The sequence below is a fragment of the Neobacillus mesonae genome, from assembly GCF_001636315.1.
GTDB lineage: Bacteria > Bacillota > Bacilli > Bacillales > Cytobacillaceae > Neobacillus > Neobacillus mesonae.
In genome coordinates this window covers 1427104-1446911 of the sequence record NZ_KV440949.1, presented here as the reverse complement: position 1 = coordinate 1446911, position 19808 = coordinate 1427104, and the positions used below count along the sequence as shown (strand labels likewise).

The 19808-nt window shown below is 41.3% G+C and carries 22 protein-coding genes; 16 read left to right on the top strand and 6 right to left on the bottom strand.

The window, feature by feature from the left end:
* Positions 1 to 65 precede the first annotated feature (65 nt).
* Positions 66 to 284, bottom strand: coding sequence for a hypothetical protein (locus A6749_RS07260; protein WP_066387054.1), 219 nt, complete (start codon positions 282 to 284; stop codon positions 66 to 68).
* A gap of 12 nt (positions 285 to 296) precedes the next feature.
* Here A6749_RS07260 and A6749_RS07255 point away from each other — a divergent pair, with 12 nt between their 5' ends.
* The 6 genes from A6749_RS07255 to A6749_RS07230 all read left to right on the top strand — a co-directional run bounded on the left by A6749_RS07255 (position 297) and on the right by A6749_RS07230 (position 5412).
* Complete coding sequence (locus A6749_RS07255) at positions 297 to 542, top strand: hypothetical protein (RefSeq protein ID WP_066387052.1); 246 nt, start codon at positions 297 to 299, stop codon at positions 540 to 542.
* A 248-nt stretch (positions 543 to 790) separates the two neighbouring features.
* Positions 791 to 1837: a polysaccharide deacetylase family protein gene (locus A6749_RS27570; RefSeq protein WP_084797679.1), complete on the top strand. Its 1047-nt coding sequence runs from the start codon at positions 791 to 793 to the stop codon at positions 1835 to 1837.
* A gap of 96 nt (positions 1838 to 1933) precedes the next feature.
* Positions 1934 to 2935, top strand: coding sequence for an AI-2E family transporter (locus tag A6749_RS07245; protein WP_066387040.1), 1002 nt, complete (start codon positions 1934 to 1936; stop codon positions 2933 to 2935).
* A 78-nt stretch (positions 2936 to 3013) separates the two neighbouring features.
* The gene (locus A6749_RS07240) at positions 3014 to 3247 is read left to right on the top strand and encodes a group-specific protein (protein WP_066387037.1); all 234 of its coding nucleotides are present in this window, start codon (positions 3014 to 3016) and stop codon (positions 3245 to 3247) included.
* A 110-nt stretch (positions 3248 to 3357) separates the two neighbouring features.
* Positions 3358 to 4332 (top strand): cation diffusion facilitator family transporter, encoded by a 975-nt coding sequence (locus tag A6749_RS07235; protein WP_066387031.1) that lies wholly within the window; start codon positions 3358 to 3360, stop codon positions 4330 to 4332.
* Between the two features lie 81 nt (positions 4333 to 4413).
* Positions 4414 to 5412, top strand: a complete 999-nt coding sequence (locus tag A6749_RS07230; protein WP_066387026.1) for a DUF3231 family protein — start codon at positions 4414 to 4416, stop codon at positions 5410 to 5412.
* 77 nt (positions 5413 to 5489) lie between these two features.
* On the opposite strand, the gene A6749_RS07225 is transcribed toward A6749_RS07230, so the two are convergent.
* Positions 5490 to 6002, bottom strand: a complete 513-nt coding sequence (locus A6749_RS07225) for an acyl-CoA thioesterase (protein ID WP_066387019.1) — start codon at positions 6000 to 6002, stop codon at positions 5490 to 5492.
* 126 nt (positions 6003 to 6128) lie between these two features.
* Between A6749_RS07225 and nadE the strand changes: the two genes are divergently transcribed.
* The 7 genes from nadE to A6749_RS07190 all read left to right on the top strand — a co-directional run bounded on the left by nadE (position 6129) and on the right by A6749_RS07190 (position 12668).
* The gene (nadE, locus tag A6749_RS07220; protein ID WP_066387016.1) at positions 6129 to 6950 is read left to right on the top strand and encodes an ammonia-dependent NAD(+) synthetase; all 822 of its coding nucleotides are present in this window, start codon (positions 6129 to 6131) and stop codon (positions 6948 to 6950) included.
* A gap of 152 nt (positions 6951 to 7102) precedes the next feature.
* A complete protein-coding gene (locus tag A6749_RS07215; protein ID WP_066387006.1) occupies positions 7103 to 7966 on the top strand; it encodes an MASE3 domain-containing protein in 864 nt (287 codons plus the stop codon).
* 100 nt (positions 7967 to 8066) lie between these two features.
* On the top strand, positions 8067 to 8894 hold the full coding sequence (locus A6749_RS07210; protein WP_066386996.1) for an amino acid ABC transporter substrate-binding protein: 828 nt from the start codon (positions 8067 to 8069) through the stop codon (positions 8892 to 8894).
* Positions 8881 to 9579, top strand: a complete 699-nt coding sequence (locus A6749_RS07205) for an amino acid ABC transporter permease (RefSeq protein ID WP_066386993.1) — start codon at positions 8881 to 8883, stop codon at positions 9577 to 9579. Before A6749_RS07210 ends, A6749_RS07205 begins: the two co-directional genes overlap by 14 nt.
* Before the next feature lie 39 nt (positions 9580 to 9618).
* Complete coding sequence (locus A6749_RS07200) at positions 9619 to 10353, top strand: amino acid ABC transporter ATP-binding protein (RefSeq protein ID WP_066386985.1); 735 nt, start codon at positions 9619 to 9621, stop codon at positions 10351 to 10353.
* A gap of 239 nt (positions 10354 to 10592) precedes the next feature.
* Complete coding sequence (locus tag A6749_RS07195) at positions 10593 to 11135, top strand: NfeD family protein (protein ID WP_066386982.1); 543 nt, start codon at positions 10593 to 10595, stop codon at positions 11133 to 11135.
* Between the two features lie 15 nt (positions 11136 to 11150).
* Positions 11151 to 12668, top strand: a complete 1518-nt coding sequence (locus A6749_RS07190; RefSeq protein WP_066386972.1) for a flotillin family protein — start codon at positions 11151 to 11153, stop codon at positions 12666 to 12668.
* Between the two features lie 53 nt (positions 12669 to 12721).
* Here A6749_RS07190 and A6749_RS07185 read toward each other — a convergent pair whose 3' ends face one another.
* Positions 12722 to 13642, bottom strand: a complete 921-nt coding sequence (locus A6749_RS07185; RefSeq protein WP_066386964.1) for a DMT family transporter — start codon at positions 13640 to 13642, stop codon at positions 12722 to 12724.
* A 104-nt stretch (positions 13643 to 13746) separates the two neighbouring features.
* On the opposite strand from A6749_RS07185, the gene A6749_RS07180 reads away from it, so the two are divergent.
* The 3 genes from A6749_RS07180 to A6749_RS07170 all read left to right on the top strand — a co-directional run bounded on the left by A6749_RS07180 (position 13747) and on the right by A6749_RS07170 (position 17409).
* Positions 13747 to 15165 carry an aminotransferase-like domain-containing protein gene (locus A6749_RS07180; protein ID WP_153043009.1) on the top strand — a complete coding sequence of 473 codons (1419 nt, stop codon included), beginning with the start codon at positions 13747 to 13749 and terminating at the stop codon, positions 15163 to 15165.
* Positions 15166 to 15347: 182 nt separating this feature from the next.
* The gene (locus A6749_RS07175; RefSeq protein WP_066386962.1) at positions 15348 to 16058 is read left to right on the top strand and encodes a response regulator transcription factor; all 711 of its coding nucleotides are present in this window, start codon (positions 15348 to 15350) and stop codon (positions 16056 to 16058) included.
* On the top strand, positions 16036 to 17409 hold the full coding sequence (locus A6749_RS07170) for a sensor histidine kinase (protein WP_066386960.1): 1374 nt from the start codon (positions 16036 to 16038) through the stop codon (positions 17407 to 17409). The genes A6749_RS07175 and A6749_RS07170 overlap by 23 nt, the downstream gene beginning before the upstream one ends.
* Positions 17410 to 17446: 37 nt before the next feature.
* Here A6749_RS07170 and A6749_RS07165 read toward each other — a convergent pair whose 3' ends face one another.
* The 3 genes from A6749_RS07165 to A6749_RS07155 form a co-directional block, all read right to left on the bottom strand.
* Complete coding sequence (locus A6749_RS07165; protein ID WP_066386956.1) at positions 17447 to 18205, bottom strand: (S)-benzoin forming benzil reductase; 759 nt, start codon at positions 18203 to 18205, stop codon at positions 17447 to 17449.
* 109 nt (positions 18206 to 18314) lie between these two features.
* Positions 18315 to 19058, bottom strand: a complete 744-nt coding sequence (locus A6749_RS07160; RefSeq protein ID WP_066386950.1) for an ABC transporter ATP-binding protein — start codon at positions 19056 to 19058, stop codon at positions 18315 to 18317.
* A complete protein-coding gene (locus tag A6749_RS07155; RefSeq protein ID WP_066386946.1) occupies positions 19055 to 19753 on the bottom strand; it encodes an ABC transporter permease in 699 nt (232 codons plus the stop codon). Before A6749_RS07155 ends, A6749_RS07160 begins: the two co-directional genes overlap by 4 nt.
* Between the last annotated feature and the right edge of the window lie 55 nt (positions 19754 to 19808).

Here is a 19808-nt window from a genome sequence, read left to right as displayed (position 1 = left end):
GAAATAAATTCAAAAACCCGCGGAATCTCACAAAAATCCCGCGGATACCAAACCAACCCCTAATATTAATACCCCGAAAATGCCGGCAAGACAGACATTGCCGATAGTGCAAACCAACATACACAGCTAAGAACAATCGAAACAATGGCGACGATTAAACAATTCTTGCCGACAGCTTTTTTATCAAGTTCTTGGTCATTCATCCAGATGATCCCTAATATAATTCCAACAATTGGAATAAAAAATGATACCAGGTAAAGCAAAAATTTGAGTCCACCTGACATACAATCACCTCCATGAATCACTTTCCGCTAATTGAAGACACTTATCCGCCAGTTGGGAGCGGCTATCCGCCAGTTGGCAGCGTGTATCCGCCAGTTGGGAGCGACTATCCGCCAGTTGGCAGCGTGTATCCGCCAGTTGGCAGCGGCAATGCGCCAGTTGCGAGCAGTTATCCGCCAATTAACAGCGGCTACCTGCCATTTACAGCACCGACCGATCACACAGCATCAATTCAAAAAGGAAAATTTCTTGCTCAATGAAATGTATGTAAGACATGGTGTAAAATTGCCTGTCTAGATTTTTGGAAATTTAATATTTAATTGTTACCTTTTCTTCCCATTTCAGTTAGAATAAAGATAGGAGATTTTGTAAGAACTTGTCTAAATATCTATTAATATATCGACTTTTTAATAGAAATGTAATATTTTTAATATAATAGAAACAATTTGAGTGGAATATCGTCTATAATGGGGAAAGGGAAATTAAAACAGCTGTGAGGGATAGAACAATGAGGAAATTTAGGCGCGGTTGGCCGTTTTGGTCTTTAATTCTGGTCGTTCTGATTGGAGGTTTTTTTGCCGGACTGTCGGCGACTAGTTATTTTCAGGCAAAAGCGGCGGTAAAACCTATTAATCAATCAAAAAATGAATATCGTAATCAAACAAAAGCAACACATATTACGTCAGAAATGATTAAACAGTACACCAAGGATTTTAAGCTGGAAAAAGAATGGATCCACAAACAGCAAGAAAAAGCATTTGCGTGGAGAAACATGAACGAGATTAGTCAATCACCGGCAAAGCCAACAAAGCCAGCAAAACCAGCTAAAGATATAGCCACGGCACCGCCTGCCAAAAAAGATAAAACTACTCCAGCATTACCAGTGAAAAAAACATCCAAACCAGGCAAGTCTAAACAAGAAACGACAAAACCGGCAAATAGCGGTAAAAACAAAAAAACAGTTTATTTAACATTTGATGATGGACCGTCTGCCATCACAGGAGATATTATTTCGCTTTTAGAAAAGCATTCTTTTAAAGCAACATTCTTTATGATTGATGGAAATATCCACCGCTATCCTGAGGCTGCTAAATTAATGGTAAAGTCCGGTGAAGCAGTGGGACTTCATAGCGTATCACATGATGTAAAACGATTTTATGCTTCAGCTCATTCGGTTTTAGGCGAATTAACACAAAATCAACATACGTTAAAGGAGGCTTCCGGTGTTGAAACCTACTTAATCAGGACGCCTTATGGCAGTATACCTGGGATGAAACCGGAATACCGGAAAGCAGTGGATGAAGCTGGGTATTTAATGTGGGACTGGAATATTGATAGTAAGGATTGGTATTATAAAGACGGACGATATGTGAACAGTGTAATCGAGCAATTGAACAGAATGAATCATCATCAGGGACCGATCGTGATTCTTCTGCATGAACGGAATGAAACGCTTGCGCATCTGCCAAAACTGCTTGATTATTTAAGCAAGCATGGTTATGTAAGCCAAGCGATTGACAGCTCGATGACACCATATCAATTCCATGCAAGGTAATACTTTGTTAAGGACAAATTACCTAATTGTTTGATATAATTGACGTGTGATTTGATTACTTTTTATTCTGAAAATAATGGGGATCGATAATGGCCTATGATCAATAAATTTATGCAAAGCAGCTCCTTTAAACGAATTTTAATTTTTGTGTTCATTGCGATTATTTTATATGCAATGAAGTCGATGATTAACTTAATATTACTTACTTTTATTTTTACTTTTTTAATGGATCGGTTAGTCCAATTCATTGAGGGAAAAATTCCCCTTAATCGAAAACTGCTTGTGGTTATTTCATATTCAAGTATTGTAGGATTGCTTTCGTATGGATTGGTTATGTACCTGCCAATGATTGCAGGTGAAATTTCAACATTAATTAAGCAGTTAACAGCCTTTTACACGTCAAAGCATGATAACGTTATATTGAATTACATTGTTGAACGGATTGAAAAAATAAATGTTACCAGCTATTTAGAACAAGGTGTCACCTATTTATTAAAATCGTTTAGTGATATTAGTAAAGTAGGGATTCAAATTCTGATGGCCTTGTTATTGAGTTTATTTTTCCTGCTGGAAAAGCCGAGATTGATTGAGTTTACAAAAAAATTCAAAACGAGCAAGGTTTCGTCTATCTACACTGAAATTGAATTTTTTGCCAATAAATTCGTTAGAACGTTCGGAAAAGTAATCGAAGCGCAATTGATTATTGCAGTGGTCAACTGTATACTTACCACCATTTCTTTATGGCTGCTTGATTTTCCGCAGCTTGGCGGGTTATCAATCATGGTCTTCGTGTTGGGATTGATTCCTGTTGCAGGTGTGATTATTTCATTAATTCCGCTGGTTATTATTGCTTATAGTATTGGCGGAATGATGAAGGTGCTTTATGTCGGGATTGCCATTGCCGTGATCCATGCTGTAGAGGCTTATATTTTGAATCCTAATTTGATGAGTTCGAAAACAAACCTGCCAGTGTTTTATACGTTTATTGTTTTGATTTTTTCAGAGCACTTTTTTGGCATTTGGGGATTAATTGTAGGGATTCCGGTGTTTGTCTTCTTACTGGATATCCTCGAAGTGACAGATAATGAAAAGGTTTAATCAAAAAGCCCGCTAGCATGGGCTTTTTTTATTAAATCATGGTATCTTAATGGTAAGAACATAGAGGAGGTTCAGGGAATGAGCGAATGTAAATTAGACCACTCACATGTAGATGTCAAAAGTAAATATGAGTCACAAGCGGAATTTTTACCGGAGGATATGAAGCCATTATTTGAACAGTTCTTTGCAAAGGAGCACACACAGGATTTATTAAATGAAGTGTTTCATTTGTTGAAAAAATACGATTTAGCGGACGAACAAGAACAAAGCAAACGAAATAACCGGCTGTATTTAGTGTTGAATAACGTATAAGTTAAAGGGACCTGCGTCAAGGTCCCTTTTTATTTTCCGAATTAAAAATGGCAGTGAATCATGAAAAAGGGTATATTATAAAAAAATAATTTTTTAGAAAAGGGGATACGATGGGAGAAATACTGCAGCTATTAAAGAGAGGAAATAAATCAGCGATGCTCGCCGCGATTATTAACACCATTATTGCGGTGATTAAAGGAACGGCTTATTTTTTTACCGGCAATGTCGCAATGTTTGCGGAAACCATGCATAGCTTAGGGGATGCGGCTAATCAATTCTTTGTCTTTGTCGGCTCTGCCCTTAGCAAGAAGGCTCCAACAGAGAAGTTTCCAAATGGGTTTGGCCGCTTGGTTAATTTAGTGTTATTAGGGGCTGTATTAATTGTTGGGATTATGGCATTTGAAACAATTCGGGAAGGGTATCATCATGTTGTCCATCCTACGAAATCAGGCGGCTTTCTTATTAATATTTCCGTCCTGGCAATTTCCACTATCCTCGAAACCTTTGTCTTATTTAAAGCCATGAAGGAAATTTTGCATGAGCTTGATATTCAAGCCAATGGCCTAAATGTTTTCTTTAAAAGCTTTGCTAATTTAGGCAGAGCTAAACCGGCGACAAAGCTTGTTTTTATGGAGGACATGGTTGCCACTTTAGGCGGCTTGCTGGCCATTATCGCCGTGGTCATTTCACATTTTACCCAGCTGCATCAATTGGAAGGGATTGCCTCTATTCTGATTGGGGTAATGATGTTTTTTGTCGTAGGGAAAGTCTTCCTTGACAATGCTGCCGGTGTGATCGGACAAGCGGATGAGGAAATGGAAAATAAGATTGGTACGATCGTTATGGAGGATCCGGATGTCAAGGATATTCAGTCCATTACCGTTATTAAAGAAGGAGAAGACCTTCATGTTGAACTGGAAATTGAAGTCGATCCGAAATTAACAGTGGCCGCTGCCGATGATATTAAAGACCGCCTGGAGGAAAGAATTTTAACTGAAAAAGGTGTTGTTGATGTCACAATCGAATTTGATGAAGAGGATGGAGTTATGTCCTGGAAGGATGACCATGGAAAGGACAATTCTTAAAGATTGTATCCGTTTATTAGAATAATCCTCCTATAAATAGGGAATCTAACTTTATAGACTTTTTTTAGGGGAGGATTTCGGATGGTTGAGCGGAGTATTAGGTTATCAAGCGCAGAAATTGCCGGGTTATGGGAAACTTATCTGCAAGAGAATTTAGCGGTGTGCTTGATCACCTACTTCATGCATCATAATAAGGATGGCGAGATCAAACCTTTATTGCAGGATGCTTTCGATTTATCTACTAAGCATGTCGAACAAATCACAAGCATTTTTAATGCTGAAGGTATTCCGATACCAGACGGATTCACTGGAGAAGATCTTGATTTAACAGCTCCCCCATTGTTTTATGATATGTTTGGATTGAGTTTTGTTTATTCTATGAGCCGTATGTCTATGATCAACACAGGGTTTTTAACCGCCAATGTAGCCCGTAAGGATATAATGGATTTTTTTGTTACGATGATACGTAATACTTCAGAATTGTATCGGGACTCAACAAATCTTATGTTATCAAAGGGGATATACGACAGGCCGCCCATGATTCCTTATCCTGATGATGTTGAGTATGCTAAAAAACTTTCCTATATCAGCGGATTTGGGAAAAAACGTTCCATTAATGTCGCGGAAATTTCGGAGATTTTTTTTAATATAGAACGGAATTTCTTCTCTGTCTTACTGTGCATGGGTTTAATGCAAGTTGTTAAGGACAAAGAAATTCATCAGTACATCGCAGACGGGAAGAAAATTTCTGAAAAACAAATTAATACTTTTAATGATATTTTAGAGAGGGAGCAGCTGCTAGGAATTGTCACAACATCTGTTAATGTAACAACTTCGACTGTATCCCCATTTTCTGACCGACTGATTGTCACATTGTTTAATTCTTTAAATGGTATTGATGTTACCTTAATCGGGCATGCCTTATCATTAGCCATGAGATCAGATTTGGCTGCTTATTATCAAAAATACATTATTGAAGTGTTAGCCTATTCCGCAAAAGGAGTTAAACTTATGGTAGAACGCGGCTGGGCGCAAATGCCGCCGCAAGCACCAGACAGAAGGAAGCATGAGAAATTGTGAAATAGGTTCGCTGAAATCATGATTTCGCGAACCTTTCTCTTTTGTGCTTTAGTGTTAAAACTGGTGGTCATACTTTATTATTCCCAAGGCTTTCTAGTTGTTAAGTAGGCAGCTAAATCTTTACTGTGTACCCTGTGTTCCTTTCGTCTTTCTGCTCTTGCTTTCCCGGTTTCAAAAAGTTTTTTCTCCTCTTCTGTCTCCGGAATGACTGCCGGAACCTGAGTCGGCCTGCCATGTTCGTCAAGGGCAACAAAGGTTAAGAACGCTGTTGCGGCAATTTTTCGTTCGCCTGAAATCATATTTTCCGCGATAATTTTGACGAAAACCTCCATGGAGGAAGTGCCTGTCCAGGTAACAAATGATTCGAAGCAGACAGAATCCTTTGGTGTAATAGGACTTAGGAAATCAACAGAATCAGTTGAAGCTGTTACACACTCTTTTCTGGAATGCCGTGTGGCTGAGAGTGATGCCAGCATATCGGCATCACTCATCAGCTTGCCGCCAAATAATGTATGATGGTCATTTACATCATTTGGAAATACCCTCATAGTTCTCACAACCCTTGATTCGTTACATGTTTTTGCTTCCAAAATTAACCCTCCAATACTTTTACTAAGCTATTCTTTATTTTACCCTAACATTTTTGAATGTCTCTTTTTACTGAAAAGTTAATTTTTGTGGTACATTAAGAGTAATGAAGGCTAGGAGGGGTATAAATGAGTTTGCAAGCACAGATCATGAAGGACTTACATGTTTCTCCTACTATAGAACCGAAGGAAGAAATTCGTAGGCGAATAGACTTTTTAAAAAATTATTTAGTGAAAACGAAGTCGAAAGGATATGTCTTAGGGATTAGCGGCGGTCAGGATTCCACGCTTGCGGGAAGGCTGGCACAACTGGCTGTCGAGGAGCTGCGCAATGAAGGAACCGAGGCGTTATTTATTGCAGTCAGGCTGCCATACGGCTTGCAGCAGGACGAGGACGATGCTAAAAAAGCCTTAGCCTTTATTAAAGCGGACCAAGAAATGGTGTTTAATATAAAAGCGGCGGTGGACGTGGTCCAAAAGGAATATGATCAATCGACCAATGGGCAGCATTTAAGCGACTATCAAAAGGGAAATGTGAAGGCTCGAATGAGAATGATTGCCCAATACGCGGTTGGCGGTATGGAAGGGCTCTTGGTGGTCGGGACGGACCATGCGGCTGAAGCTGTAACAGGGTTTTATACAAAATATGGCGATGGCGGGGCGGATGTTCTGCCGCTGACGGGTTTAACGAAAAGACAAGGAAAAGCCTTGCTACAGAAGCTTGGTGCAGAAGAACGGCTTTATTTAAAGGTTCCAACGGCAGATTTGCTGGATCAAAAGCCTGGACAAGCGGACGAAACGGAATTGGGAATCACCTATGATGAACTGGATGATTACTTGGAAGGAAAAACTGTTTCTAAAGAAGCGGCCGCTAAAATCGAACAGCGTTACCTCATAACAGAACATAAGCGAAGAATGCCTGCCACAATGTTTGACCAGTGGTGGAAGTAAGGAGAAGGGGGCTTGCCATTGGTGCAGCCTTCTTTTTTATCGGGAAAAACACTGCCATAAAATTTTCATAAAGTTGCAACAACCTTAAGCGTCACAACCTTAAAACCCGTTTTATAATAAGTAAAAAATGTAAAAGAATAGAGGTGATACACATGAAGAAGCAGTTAACTGAAGGGAAATTTCTACTCTACTCCGTTCTAGCTATAATTCTCCTGATGGTCTTTCATTTAAATCAGCCGCAAATTAATATCTTTTATAACCATGAAAATTATGTCGGAATTCATACCCTTTTAGAATGTATTAGTATTAGCATCTCAGCCACAATCTTCTTTTATGGACGCAAGGTTTTTCGCCAAACGAAATCAAGCCGAATGTTGCTGTTGTCGATTACCTTCTTTCTTGTTGGCGCGATTGACCTGCTCCATACGATGTCCTTTAAAGGAATGCCCTTTTTTATTACCGAAAGCTCAGTAGCAAAAGCGACTTGGTTTTGGGTCACAGCAAGAATGCTTCAGGCGTTCTTGATTTTATTGGTCCTGCTTCTCCCGGACAGGAAGCTAAAAAGGGATGTACACAACGCTTCGTTTATATTTGGAATGATCATAGTCTGTACAATTGGCTATACTATCTTCCAATTTGAACAAAGTCTGCCTGTCTTAATGGTTGAGGGAGAAGGGACAACCTTTGTGAAAAATGTAATGGAATATGCTGTTAGTTTCATTCAGTTTATTTGTTTAATTGTTACCCTCTATCAATATCACGAACAAAAATGTGAAGCAAAACTTTCGATTGCATTAGCATTAGTTTTTTTACTGTTAACGGAGTTAGTTTTTACGATTTATCAAAGTGTCTATGATATTGACAATTTCACGGGCCATATATTAAAGACCCTTGGATTTTATTATATTCTGAAAGGATTTTACTTTTTGGGTTTGGGGGAAGGAAAGGATGACGGCCTGAAAGCCTTTGGACTTAAGCCTGTCGAAGTGGCAAGAATGAAAGACGAAGTCAGTTAATTCAAATGTTTGTTCACTTTAACCTGCCGATTTTTCAAGGCGGGTTTTTATTATGAAAAAATGGGGAAAATAATCGCAAGCTAGTAAGGGAGGTTTTTTGATGAAAAAATTATTAATCATCTTTACGCTTGTATTAAGCTTTATGTTCGTATTGTCCGCATGTGGCAAGGATGATGCCAAGAAGGATAATAAGAAAGACAATAAAACAGCTGAAAAAGCAAATCAAGATTTACTTGCAAAAGTGAAGGATGACGGAAAAATTTTAATCGGTACGGAAGGTACATATCCGCCATTTACGTTTCACGATACGAGCGGAAATTTAACCGGTTTCGATGTTGAACTTGCAGAAGAGGTCGCCAAACGGCTTGGGGTAAAGGCGGAATTCAAAGAGACTCAATGGGATGCTTTATTCGCCGGACTTGATGCCAAGCGCTTTGATATGATCGCCAACCAAGTAGGAATTCGCCCGGACCGTCAGGAAAAATATGATTTCTCCGATCCTTATATTACCTCGACCGCTGTTTTAATTACGAATAAGGATAATAATAAGGTCAAATCATTTGACGATATTAAAGGATTAAATTCTGCCCAATCGCTAACAAGCAACTATGCGGACATGGCGAAAAAGTATGGAGCCAATCTGGTGGGGGTTGATGGCTTCCAGCAGGCTGCAGAGCTGCTGGCACAGAAACGGGTCGATGTGACGATTAATGATAACATTGCCTTTTTAGACTTTAAAAAACAAAAGCCTGATGCACCGGTGAAGATTGTTGCGACAAGTAATGATGCATCAACAAGCGGCTTTATGTTCCGAAAGAAAAGTGACACACTCGTAGATGCCGTAAACAAAGCCCTTAAAGATATGGTGGATGATGGCACGTATAAAAAAATCTCAGTGAAATGGTTTGGTGAAGATGTACTTAAGTAATGTTGCCGCAGATCCCGATAGAACGGCAAGGCTAATAGAAATTGCTAAAACCTCCCTCTGGCCGCTGCTGGAGGGAGCTATTTCAAATACCATTCCGCTGACGATCATTTCGTTTATTTGTGGGCTGCTCCTTGCGGTTTTGACCGCGCTGGCACGGATCTCACATGTTAAAATACTGCAAATCATTGCCCGCGTGTATGTATCGGCCATACGAGGGACGCCATTATTGGTTCAATTATTCATCATCTTTTATGGCCTGCCAAATGTCGGGGTAACGCTTGATCCATTTATTTCAGCGGTCATTGGCTTTTCACTTAATGTTGGAGCTTATGCCTCGGAAACAATCCGGGCTGCGATTTTGTCGATTCCCAAGGGACAGTGGGAGGCTGGATATTCAATCGGTATGTCCTATTCCCAAGTGTTAAAGCGAATTATCCTGCCTCAGGCTGCCAGGGTATCTTTACCGCCATTATCCAATACCTTCATTAGTCTCGTAAAAGATACCTCTCTTGCATCTGTCGTACTGATTACCGAGATGTTTCGCCGGGCCCAGGAAATTACCTCCAGAAATTATGAATTTTTATTGGTTTACACCGAAGCTGCCCTAATTTATTGGGTCATTTGTTTTTTCCTGTCTGTACTGCAGCAGGTAATGGAAAAGAGATTGAACCGATATGGGGTGTAAACTGATGGTTAGAACGAGCGTTGAAAAAGGGGTTTTTCGATGATTTCAATCAAAGGGTTACATAAGCAATTCGGACAGTTAGAGGTATTAAAAGGAATAGACCTTGAGGTGGAAAAAGGGAAGGTAGTTGTAGTAATTGGTCCGTCCGGATCAGGCAAAACCACGATGCTGCGCTGTTTGAATGTACTGGAGATTCCAACGAAAGGGATCATCACCATCGACGAGCAGACGCTCGATTTTTCCAAAAACGTATCGAAGAAAAATATTGCTTCGTTTCGGCGGATAACGGGAATGGTATTTCAAAATTATAACTTATTTCCCCACAAAACCGTTTTAGAAAATGTAATGGAGGGTCCGGTTATTGTGAAGGGAGAGGGCAAGCAAGCAGCAAGTAAAAGAGCACAGGGATTGCTTGAAAAGGTTGGGCTGGGTGATAAATTGGACTTTTATCCATCGCAGCTTTCAGGCGGGCAGCAGCAGCGGGTAGGAATCGCCCGTGCCTTGGCAATGGAACCGCAGGTCATGCTGTTTGATGAACCGACATCTGCCCTTGACCCTGAGCTTGTGGGGGAGGTTTTAAAAGTGATGAAGGACCTTGCAAAAGAAGGGATGACGATGATCGTCGTGACGCACGAAATGCGATTTGCCCGTGATGCGGCGGACGAAGTTATTTTTATGGATGGCGGCGTAGTGGTGGAAAGGAACAAACCGGAAGAGATGTTTGAAAGTCCAAAAGAGGAACGAACAAAGAGGTTTTTGAATATGATTATGTAAGTAAGTTGCTGCAGCTATAGTGCTGCGGCACTTTTTATTTTTAAATAGAAAAAAATACCCAAATGTTAAATGAATCATTTATACTATAATTAGGAAAAATTTGAAACCTTTCCTTGTTTTATCCGTATTAATACCATACATAACTTTTTAAAAAGAAGGGATGATGCCTATACTTCTTTAAGCTAGTAAAATAGAATTTCCGTTGTATGTCTTACCTAAATCTTAAAGGGGTGATGCATATGGAACTTTTCGGTCTGCCATTAGCAACGATTTATTTGTACGCACTCATTATCTCGGGAATCTTGACCATTATTTATGTCTTATTTGCTGATGTTCTGCATTTTGACACTGGTGACGGGGGTCTCCACTTTTTAAATCCGGTTCTCGTCTTTGCCTTTATTACCATTCTTTCAGCCAGCGGCTACTTATTTGAACGTTTATCTTCGCTTCATTATTTACTCATTTTAGGAATTTCAGCTGTTATTGCTTTAATACTAGTCACATTATTAAATGTTTTTATTTTAGCACCTTTATCCTCAGCTGAAGAATCACTCGTTTATAAAGAATCCGATCTGCGAGGGCGGATTGGAGCAGTGATCACGTCCATCCCGGCCGATGGGTTTGGCGAGGTTTTAATTGAAAGCGCCAGCGGCAGGATTGCCAAGCCGGCATCCAGCTTTGATGATGTATCTATCCCTGATGGTACAAAAGTACTGGTAGTCCAGGTTAAGAATGGAGTGCTGCAAGTTTCAGTCCACCAGGAAAATGAAAGTTTTATATAGAAGGGGGTTAAAACCATGGAATTAGGAGTATGGGTTATCATTGGTATTGTTGCACTTATTTTAATTGCTTTAATTGGTGTTTTTGTTACAAAGTATAGAACGGCCGGACCTGACGAAGCATTGATTGTCACAGGAAGCTATCTTGGCAGCAAAAATGTTCACGTCGATGAATCCGGTAATAAAATCAAAATCATTCGCGGCGGCGGCAGCTTTATTTTGCCGGTTTTTCAACAAGCACAGCCTTTAAGCTTGTTATCTAGCAAACTAGAAGTTACTACTCCAGAAGTTTACACCGAGCAGGGTGTACCAGTTATGGCTGATGGTGTGGCGATTATTAAAATCGGCGGCTCGATCAGCGAGATTGCTACAGCAGCAGAGCAGTTCCTTGGAAAGCCGAAAGATGATCGGGAGAATGAAGCGAAAGAGGTTCTTGAAGGTCATTTACGTTCGATTCTTGGATCGATGACAGTCGAAGAAATTTATAAAAACCGTGATAAGTTCTCCCAAGAGGTACAGCGGGTTGCGTCTCAAGACCTTGCGAAAATGGGTCTGGTGATAGTTTCGTTTACGATTAAAGATGTCCGCGATAAGAATGGCTACTTGGATGCGCTCGGAAAACCGCGCATTGCCCAGGTCAAGCGTGATGCCGATATTGCTACGGCTGAAGCAGAAAAAGAAACCAGAATTAAAAAAGCGGAGGCAGCTAAAGAAGCGAAGCGCTCAGAATTAGAGCGTTCAACGGAAATTGCTGAAGCGGAGAAAATTAATCAATTAAAGGTCGCGGAATTCCGTCGTGAGCAGGACATTGCTAAGGCACGAGCCGATATGGCCTATGACCTTGAAAGTGCAAAAGCAAAACAGGATGTTACCGAACAGGAAATGCAAGTTAGAATTATTGAAAGACAAAAGCAAATTGAGCTCGAAGAAAAAGAAATACTGCGCCGTGAACGTCAATACGATTCCGAGGTTAAGAAAAAGGCCGACGCCGACCGTTATGCTGTTGAACAGTCTGCTGCGGCGGAAAAAGCGAAACAAATGGCCGAAGCGGAAGCAAACAAATACCGTATTGAAGCAATGGCGAAGGCTGAAGCTGAACGTGTCCGTATCGATGGTTTAGCTAAAGCCGAAGCGCAGAAAGCACAAGGTCTTTCTGAGGCTGAAGTCATCCGTATGAAAGGTTTGGCGGAAGCGGAAGCGAAGGAAAAAATTGCCGAAGCGTTCGAACAGTTCGGGCAGGCTGCGATTCTCGACATGGTCGTCAAAATGCTTCCTGAATATGCGAAGCAAGTGGCTGCCCCGCTTTCTAACATTGATAAAATTACCGTTGTGGATACTGGTGGCGGTTCCGGGGAAAACAGCGGCGCGGGTAAAATCACCAGCTATGCCACTAACCTTATGGCAAGCCTGCAGGAGTCGTTAAAGGCATCAAGCGGAATCGATGTGAAAGAGCTGATTGAAAACTACTCCGGTAAAGGCAATGTGAAAAGAAGTATCGAAGACCTAACCGACGAAATCAAGAAACAAGATAATTAAGGTGTAATCAGAGGCATCCAGATCAATTCGATTCGGATGCCTTTTTATTTTTGTTAACCAGTTCTACTGTGATTTCCCGGGCCATTACTTGGCTTTGGGACTTCGTGCTCTTGATTAGGAGCTTTTCGCTGGATTACGCCTACACCGATCAAAGTTAGAACCCCGCCGGCTAACGAAATCATTGTAGGAATTTCACCAAGCATCAGCCATGAAATGATTAACGCCGCTGCTGGGGTTAAATATAATGAACTTGTTGCCTCTGAAGCCCCGACTTTTGAAGTGATATAGGCTAAGGCTAAATAAGGGAGGACGGTGGGAATCAATCCAAGGTAAACCACCGCTATTGTCGAACCAGCAGAAGCGGCAAGTACCTCCCTCCCTAATCCCGGCAAGAACGGCAGCATAAACAGCGTTCCGGGGATAATAGTGTACACCGTAAAGGCAATAAAACCATATTTTTGTAAATACTTTGCCTGATATACAAAATAGAAGCTTTCACCCAAGGCTGCGGTAATAATAAAAAGAATTCCGATGAAATAGGCTGTTTGGGTGTGACCCGTCCCGAACGAGATGAGAGCAACCCCCGAAAATGCGATTAGCGAGCCGATCCATCCTGACTTAGTAAATTTTTCTTTTAAAAAAGCAGCGGCTAACACGGTGGAAAAAATAGGAGCGGTTGATACTAGTAAACTAGCAATCCCAGCGCTGACCATTTGTTCACCATAATTCAGTGCCGAATGGTAGACCGTAAAGCCTAAAAAGCCCAGCAATAAAATAACCGGAATATCCTTTACATCTGGAAGTCTAATTTTTTTAACAGCGGCAAAGATGATTAGTGTAGTCGATCCAATCAAAAGCCTCAGCAATGCGAGGTGTTCCGGACTATATGATCCAAGCGCTTCCTTAATTCCCGCAAAAGCTGAACCCCAGGCAACGATGATGATGGTGTAGGCAGCGATAACTTTCCCGTTCATGGTATACCTCATTTCGTTCTTTTTATTTATAATAAGATGGAAAAGGATTGAAATCGCCAACCAATCGGCGACGAAAAAAACCAACAAAAAGATGGATGATATATATGAAAAAGATGCCTCGTTATTTTCAAATCGCCCGCTGGATTCGTGAAAAAATTGATCATGGGGAATGGGTGATTGGCAGTAAAATCCCTACGCAAAGGGAAATCGCTAAACAGTTTGGCGTGAACAGAAGTACGGTGGTTACAGCGATTGAAATCGTCAAATCAGAAGGGCTGCTGGAAGGGAAAACAGGCAGCGGAATATATGTAGTAAATAATCAATGGTCCTTACTATCGGCAATTTCCCCGCCGGACTGGAGCGATTATACGAAATGGTCCTTGCAGCCTGCAAGTGAACATATCGTCCAGATGATCAATGAATTGGAGAATAGAAAGGACTTAATCCAGTTAAGCAAGGGAGAACTTGGTCCCGAGATGTTTCCTCATACTGAAATAACAGAAGCGATGGGAAAGGTGACACTCCAGCTGCGGGAGTTTGGTTATGGTGACGGGCTCGGGGACCTTGGATTAAGAACAGAGATTAGCAGGCATCTGCAAACCATTGGATTGAATATTGCACCCGATAGTATCTTGATCGTTTCCGGAGCGTTACAGGCGCTGAAGCTGATTACGACCGGAATTTTAAAAAGAGGGTCTACCGTTTTTCTTGAAAGCCCATCGTATTTGCGTTCGATTAATCTGTTTCCGCAAGAAATGTTGATAAGAGAAATACCCATGGAAGCAAATGGGTTAAGTATAAAAGCGTTATTTCAGCAAAAGTTCCCTAAAAACTCGTCGGTTTTATTTCTAAATCCAACGTTCCAAAATCCGACAAGTACAAGCATGGAGGTAGACCAGCGAAAACAATTATTGGAAAAGTGCCAATTCTACCAGATGCCAATCATTGAGGACGATATTTTTCGAGATTTATGGATCGATGCACCGCCGCCAGCTCCTTTAAAAGCATTAGATAAAAATGGCCAAGTATTATATATCGGCAGTTTTTCGAAAACGATTGCGGCAGGGCTAAGAATAGGGTGGCTGGCCGGTCCGGAAGCCGTTATTAAACGGTTAAGTGATGTCCGGATGCAGACCGATTATGGTTCAAGCTATCTTTCACAGGTGCTGGTAAAAGAGCTGCTAGCTTCCGGTTTGTACGAAAAGCATTTACAAAAGGTCCGCAGCAGGTTAATGGAAAAAAGGGATGAGCTGCTTCGTTTACTTAGCCTTCACTTAAGTGATGTCGCCACCTGGTCAAAACCATCTGGAGGATTTTTTATCTGGGTTATTTTTAAGAAAAAGATAAATATGTCAACCCTGTTTAAACAATGTCTGGCTGAGAATGTAGTGATTAATCCTGGTTATATTTATAATGATCGCCAGCCAACGTTAAGACTATCCTATGCCTATGCCTCTTTTGAAGATATGGAAGCAGGTGTCCTGGCGATAAAAAACAGTTTAAAAAAGAATGCCCCGACGTAAATCCGGCCGGGGCATTTTATATTGACAGAGAGTTTTTGGGAAGGTATAGAGCGTAATTCCTTACTGCTATTTCATCTTAGCGAAAAAGATTGAAGAAAATATGAGCAAGTTATGATGATTTTGTGAAGTTGCCGAAATTCAAGTTCCTCCATGATATAGTAAAATTATGGGGAGTGGTGAACATGAAGATTTTAATCGTTGATGATGAACGAAGAATTATAGAAGTTCTTGAAGCTTACCTTGAGAGAGAAGGCTATGAAATACATAGTGCTGATAATGGAATTGATGCGTTAAAAAAGACAAAAACAATCATTCCTGATTTAATCATTTTGGATCTCATGCTCCCGGACATTTCCGGGGAAGAGGTATGTCGTTTAGTTCGGAAAGAATCGGATGTTCCAATTCTAATGTTAACCGCCAAATCATCGGAAGACGACCGGATTAATGGCATTGTCATGGGTGCCGATGACTATTTAACGAAGCCATTCAGCCCCCGGGAAGTCGTTGTAAGGGTACAAGCGATCCTAAGACGTGTAAAAAAAGCAGATAAAGTCGACCGTATCGAATTTAATAGAGGGAAGCTGGTGATTGACCTAATGAAAAAAGAAGTGACGATCAACGGTCAATATATTACGCTTACCCCAATTGAATATAGGCTATTAACCAATATGGCACAGAATCCTGGAAGGGTATACAGCCGGATGGACCTGCTGGAAAAAATTCAGGACGAGGGAATCTATTATGAAGGCTATGAACGCAGTGTTGATACCCATGTCAAAAATCTTCGAAAAAAAATTGAAACAGATTCACGGCAGCCAGAGTTTATCATGACCGTCTTTGGAATGGGCTACAAATTCGGAGGGGTATTAGATGCTGCAAACACTCCGGTCTAAAATCCTTTTCTACCTTGTATTAACCTCGATGATTGGAATTTTGATTGTCAGTGTTTTTATACAATACGGATTTGAAGAAAGCTTTCACAGCTATCTAGATCGAAATCGGGAAAAGAAGATTGATAGAGTCATAACAGAAATTGAAAAGGATTATCGAAAGAATGGACATTTTACCAGCGACCCGGTGTTTGGCCTGCTGCATGAGCATGCGATGACCGATCAGCTTTATTTTCAGTTATATGACCGGTATGGGAAGCTTCAGATGGATTCTTCCAATATTCGCGGGATGCTGAACAGTTTAGGGCTGACAGAACCGGCAGCAGCCGGGGAGGAATGGCACTCGAAAACCTATATCATCAAGGTTGACGAGGCGATTATCGGCAAGCTTGTCGCCATCTATCCTGAGGGCTTGATTGACGACGAATATACCTTTATTCAAACGATTCAATTATATATTTTAGCGGCAGTTTGTTTAACGATCGTGCTGGCGATTGTTTTCAGTATGCTTTTTTCAAAAAAATTAACTTCTGGACTACAGAGGCTGTCTTTTGCTGCCAATGAACTGCAACAGCATAACCTGAACGTTAGGATTCCTTTAAAAGGGCTGCCAACAGAGGTAAAACACCTTGCAATCTCCTTTAATGATCTGGCGGAGTCGTTAGCTAAGGAAGCAATGCTTCGCAAGCAGTTTACCGGAGACCTTGCCCACGAACTGCGGACGCCGCTTGCAACATTAAGGAGTCAAATTGAAGCGTTTCAGGATGGAATATGGGAGCCGACACCGCAGCGCCTTGAGGCAAGCCATGAAGAACTGATGCGGTTAGTCCGGCTTGTTAATGAAATGGAAAAGCTGCTAGCGGCAGAAAATCCGCAAATGAAGCTTGAAAAAATTGAAATGGAAGCTGGCAGTGTGCTGGCCGCACTCGGTGAAATGTTTTTACCATTGTTTAAAGAGAAAGGGGTTCGACTGCACATTGAGAAGAGTTCCTCGGAGGAATTATTTGAAGCAGACAAAGATAAATTGATGCAGATTCTCTCAAATGTACTAAACAATGCCTTGAAATATACCCCCGCAGGAAAAAATGTCACCATTTCGGTTGTAACGGCTATAGGTGGATATGTTGGGTTTTCCATTCAGGATGAAGGCGCGGGGATGAAGGACGAAGATATCCCGCATATTTTTGAACGCTTCTACCGCGGTGACAAATCGCGCGACAGAAAAACAGGGGGAATCGGAATCGGGCTTTCCATCGTAAAGGCATTAATGGATGCCCATAAAGGAATGATTAAGGTCAAGAGCAAATTGAATAAAGGAACGAGTATAACATTGTGGTTCCCAAAGAAAGAGTAAAGGCCGCTGCATCAAACGAATGCACGGCCTGCGGGTGTTACTTTAGTAAGTCATTCACATTGTATACCTTGCCGCTTTCAACATCGCCGCTAAGGATTAAATCAATTAAGGCATTTGCTACGACATGGGCCGGTCTCAGCATGCCTTTTTCCTTGTAATCTTTAAATTGCTCCAAATTTTTAAACGCTTCTTTAGAGGATGAGCGGATTGTCTCCTGCATATTCGTATCCATAATCCCCGGACTGAAGGCAATTATTTTATTGTTATTGTTCTTTTCCATCTGTTCAAGCGCGGCCGTTTGGGTAAACATATTGATCGCCGCTTTTGAGCTGCAGTAAACGCTCCAGCCTTCAATCGGACGTTCCGCTGCCCCAGAGGTAACATTAATTACCTGAATCTTTGTGTTGCTCAGCTCAGCTTCTTTAAAAAATATATTTGTAATCATCATCGGTGCAATCACATTGACTTTAATATTACGGACAGTCGGGGTTAAATCTAAATTTCCCACCGTCTCAATCGGCTCAATGACGCCGGCATTATTAAACAGTAAAATTTCTGTCGGTTCCTTTAGGAAAATACAATGAGCAATTTCCATAAACACTTCCTGCACTTCTTTTTCCAAAGAAAGGTTACAGGAAAAGTGTCTGTAGAATGTTCCTTTTTCCAGGGCAAATTTTTTAAGATCCTCATTTTCTGTCCGTGAAACAGAAACAATCGCCATTTGTTCATTAATCAAGCGCTTTGCAATCGCTTCACCCAAACCCTTTGAAGCACCGGTAACAATCGCATATTTCAAAATAACTCCCCCTGACTAAGCAGTTAGTATGTAGATTTACTTATCATATTGTAAGCCGCTGGGAATTTTTAATCAATAAAAAAGGGGCTAGGGTGCCTGGCACCTTAGCCTAACGTGCAATCGGATAGAACTTCTTCCACTCATTTAAGAAGGATTGAGTAGAAGAATTGGGATATTCAAGGACCCGAGGGGTGGGTCCGGATTGCTGTACTTCACCGCTGACGATGATGGCCAGGCGGTTTGTGAGATAATGAACCTCCATGAGGTCATGGCTGACAAACACGGCTGTAGTGTTTGTTTCTGAAATGATTTGCTTGAAATCTTCCATTAACTTAATTTTTGTCGGAAAATCCAATGCTGAAAAAGGCTCGTCTAGAAATAAAATTTCCGGCTCGACAATCATCGCCCGAGCCAGGTTGACGCGCTGTGCCTCGCCGCCCGATAAATACAGGGCATTTTTTTTCGCTAAATGACTAATTCCAAATAGCTCCAGCCAATGGGAGACCTTTTCCTTTATTACTTGTTTAGGAACTTTCCTTAATGTTAAACCAATTGCTATATTATAAAAAACAGTGCCATCTAATAGTAATGATTGCTGCAAGGCAATTGAAAATTTTCGTCTCAGTTCAAGCGGCACATCCCCTTGTGTTACCGCTGCCCCTTGATATAGGATATCGCCGCTCGATGGGCGGTTAAGAAACGCGAGCAGCTTCAGCAAAGTGCTTTTTCCTGCACCGTTTGGACCCATTATTCCAAGAAATTCTCCTTCCTGAATCTGAAATTCAGGAATTTCGAGAATTCGCCTGTTTTGGGCTTGATACGTGATATTTTTCAGCTCAATTAACGGTGTCATGAAAAACGTCTCCTTTGCTGCAAAAATGTTAATGCTGCCGTTATGAACAGCGCTACCGACAGCAGAATAAACGATAGGGCAAGGGCGATATCAAAATTTCCCTTTGATACCTCCATCACAATCGAGGTGGTCAATATCCGGGTATCTCCTTGAATATTGCCTCCGACCATCATCGCTGCACCCACTTCGGCAATGACCCTGCCAAACCCAGCCATTATCGCTGCCATAATCGCAATTTTGGATTGCTTGATTAGAATCGTTAAAGTCTGCCACTTTGTCGCGCCCAATGCCTTTATTTGCAGCAGCATTTTATCGTTTATTTGTTGGAAAGCAGTAGCGGTTAAGCTGGTGACAATCGGCAGTGAGACTAATACCTGTGCCATTACGATAGCTGTTGGTGTGTAAAGCAATGTTAGCTCGCTTAACGGACCTGAACGCCACAGCAGCATCGTGATCCAAAGACCGGCGACGACAGGCGGCAGTCCCATGCCAATATTAATAAACATTAAAAGTATTTTTCGGCCTTTAAATCTCGTTAAGCCGAGAAGAATGCCAAACGGTAATCCGAAAAGGGTGCTTGTCAGAATGGAAATCAGACAAACCTTCAGCGTCAGCCATGTAATCGCAAATACTTCCTGATTACCGGTGAAAATCATCTCTATCGCTTTCTTTAGTCCCTCGATTAACAATTCCATAATACCCTCCAGGATTCACCAGGTGTTGTTGATAGAGTTGGGGCGCTGGGAGGCT

Bases quoted from the DNA above. Each gene is read 5' to 3' on its own strand.
- A6749_RS07260 (WP_066387054.1), bottom strand. From the start codon at position 284: ATGTCAGGTGGACTCAAATTTTTGCTTTACCTGGTATCATTTTTTATT.
- A6749_RS07255 (WP_066387052.1), top strand. From the start codon at position 297: ATGAATCACTTTCCGCTAATTGAAGACACTTATCCGCCAGTTGGGAGC.
- A6749_RS27570 (WP_084797679.1), top strand. From the start codon at position 791: ATGAGGAAATTTAGGCGCGGTTGGCCGTTTTGGTCTTTAATTCTGGTC.
- A6749_RS07245 (WP_066387040.1), top strand. From the start codon at position 1,934: ATGATCAATAAATTTATGCAAAGCAGCTCCTTTAAACGAATTTTAATT.
- A6749_RS07240 (WP_066387037.1), top strand. From the start codon at position 3,014: ATGAGCGAATGTAAATTAGACCACTCACATGTAGATGTCAAAAGTAAA.
- A6749_RS07235 (WP_066387031.1), top strand. From the start codon at position 3,358: ATGGGAGAAATACTGCAGCTATTAAAGAGAGGAAATAAATCAGCGATG.
- A6749_RS07230 (WP_066387026.1), top strand. From the start codon at position 4,414: ATGGTTGAGCGGAGTATTAGGTTATCAAGCGCAGAAATTGCCGGGTTA.
- nadE (WP_066387016.1), top strand. From the start codon at position 6,129: ATGAGTTTGCAAGCACAGATCATGAAGGACTTACATGTTTCTCCTACT.
- A6749_RS07215 (WP_066387006.1), top strand. From the start codon at position 7,103: ATGAAGAAGCAGTTAACTGAAGGGAAATTTCTACTCTACTCCGTTCTA.
- A6749_RS07210 (WP_066386996.1), top strand. From the start codon at position 8,067: ATGAAAAAATTATTAATCATCTTTACGCTTGTATTAAGCTTTATGTTC.
- A6749_RS07205 (WP_066386993.1), top strand. From the start codon at position 8,881: ATGTACTTAAGTAATGTTGCCGCAGATCCCGATAGAACGGCAAGGCTA.
- A6749_RS07200 (WP_066386985.1), top strand. From the start codon at position 9,619: ATGATTTCAATCAAAGGGTTACATAAGCAATTCGGACAGTTAGAGGTA.
- A6749_RS07195 (WP_066386982.1), top strand. From the start codon at position 10,593: ATGGAACTTTTCGGTCTGCCATTAGCAACGATTTATTTGTACGCACTC.
- A6749_RS07190 (WP_066386972.1), top strand. From the start codon at position 11,151: ATGGAATTAGGAGTATGGGTTATCATTGGTATTGTTGCACTTATTTTA.
- A6749_RS07185 (WP_066386964.1), bottom strand. From the start codon at position 13,642: ATGAACGGGAAAGTTATCGCTGCCTACACCATCATCATCGTTGCCTGG.
- A6749_RS07180 (WP_153043009.1), top strand. From the start codon at position 13,747: ATGAAAAAGATGCCTCGTTATTTTCAAATCGCCCGCTGGATTCGTGAA.
- A6749_RS07175 (WP_066386962.1), top strand. From the start codon at position 15,348: ATGAAGATTTTAATCGTTGATGATGAACGAAGAATTATAGAAGTTCTT.
- A6749_RS07170 (WP_066386960.1), top strand. From the start codon at position 16,036: ATGCTGCAAACACTCCGGTCTAAAATCCTTTTCTACCTTGTATTAACC.
- A6749_RS07160 (WP_066386950.1), bottom strand. From the start codon at position 19,058: ATGACACCGTTAATTGAGCTGAAAAATATCACGTATCAAGCCCAAAAC.
- A6749_RS07155 (WP_066386946.1), bottom strand. From the start codon at position 19,753: ATGGAATTGTTAATCGAGGGACTAAAGAAAGCGATAGAGATGATTTTC.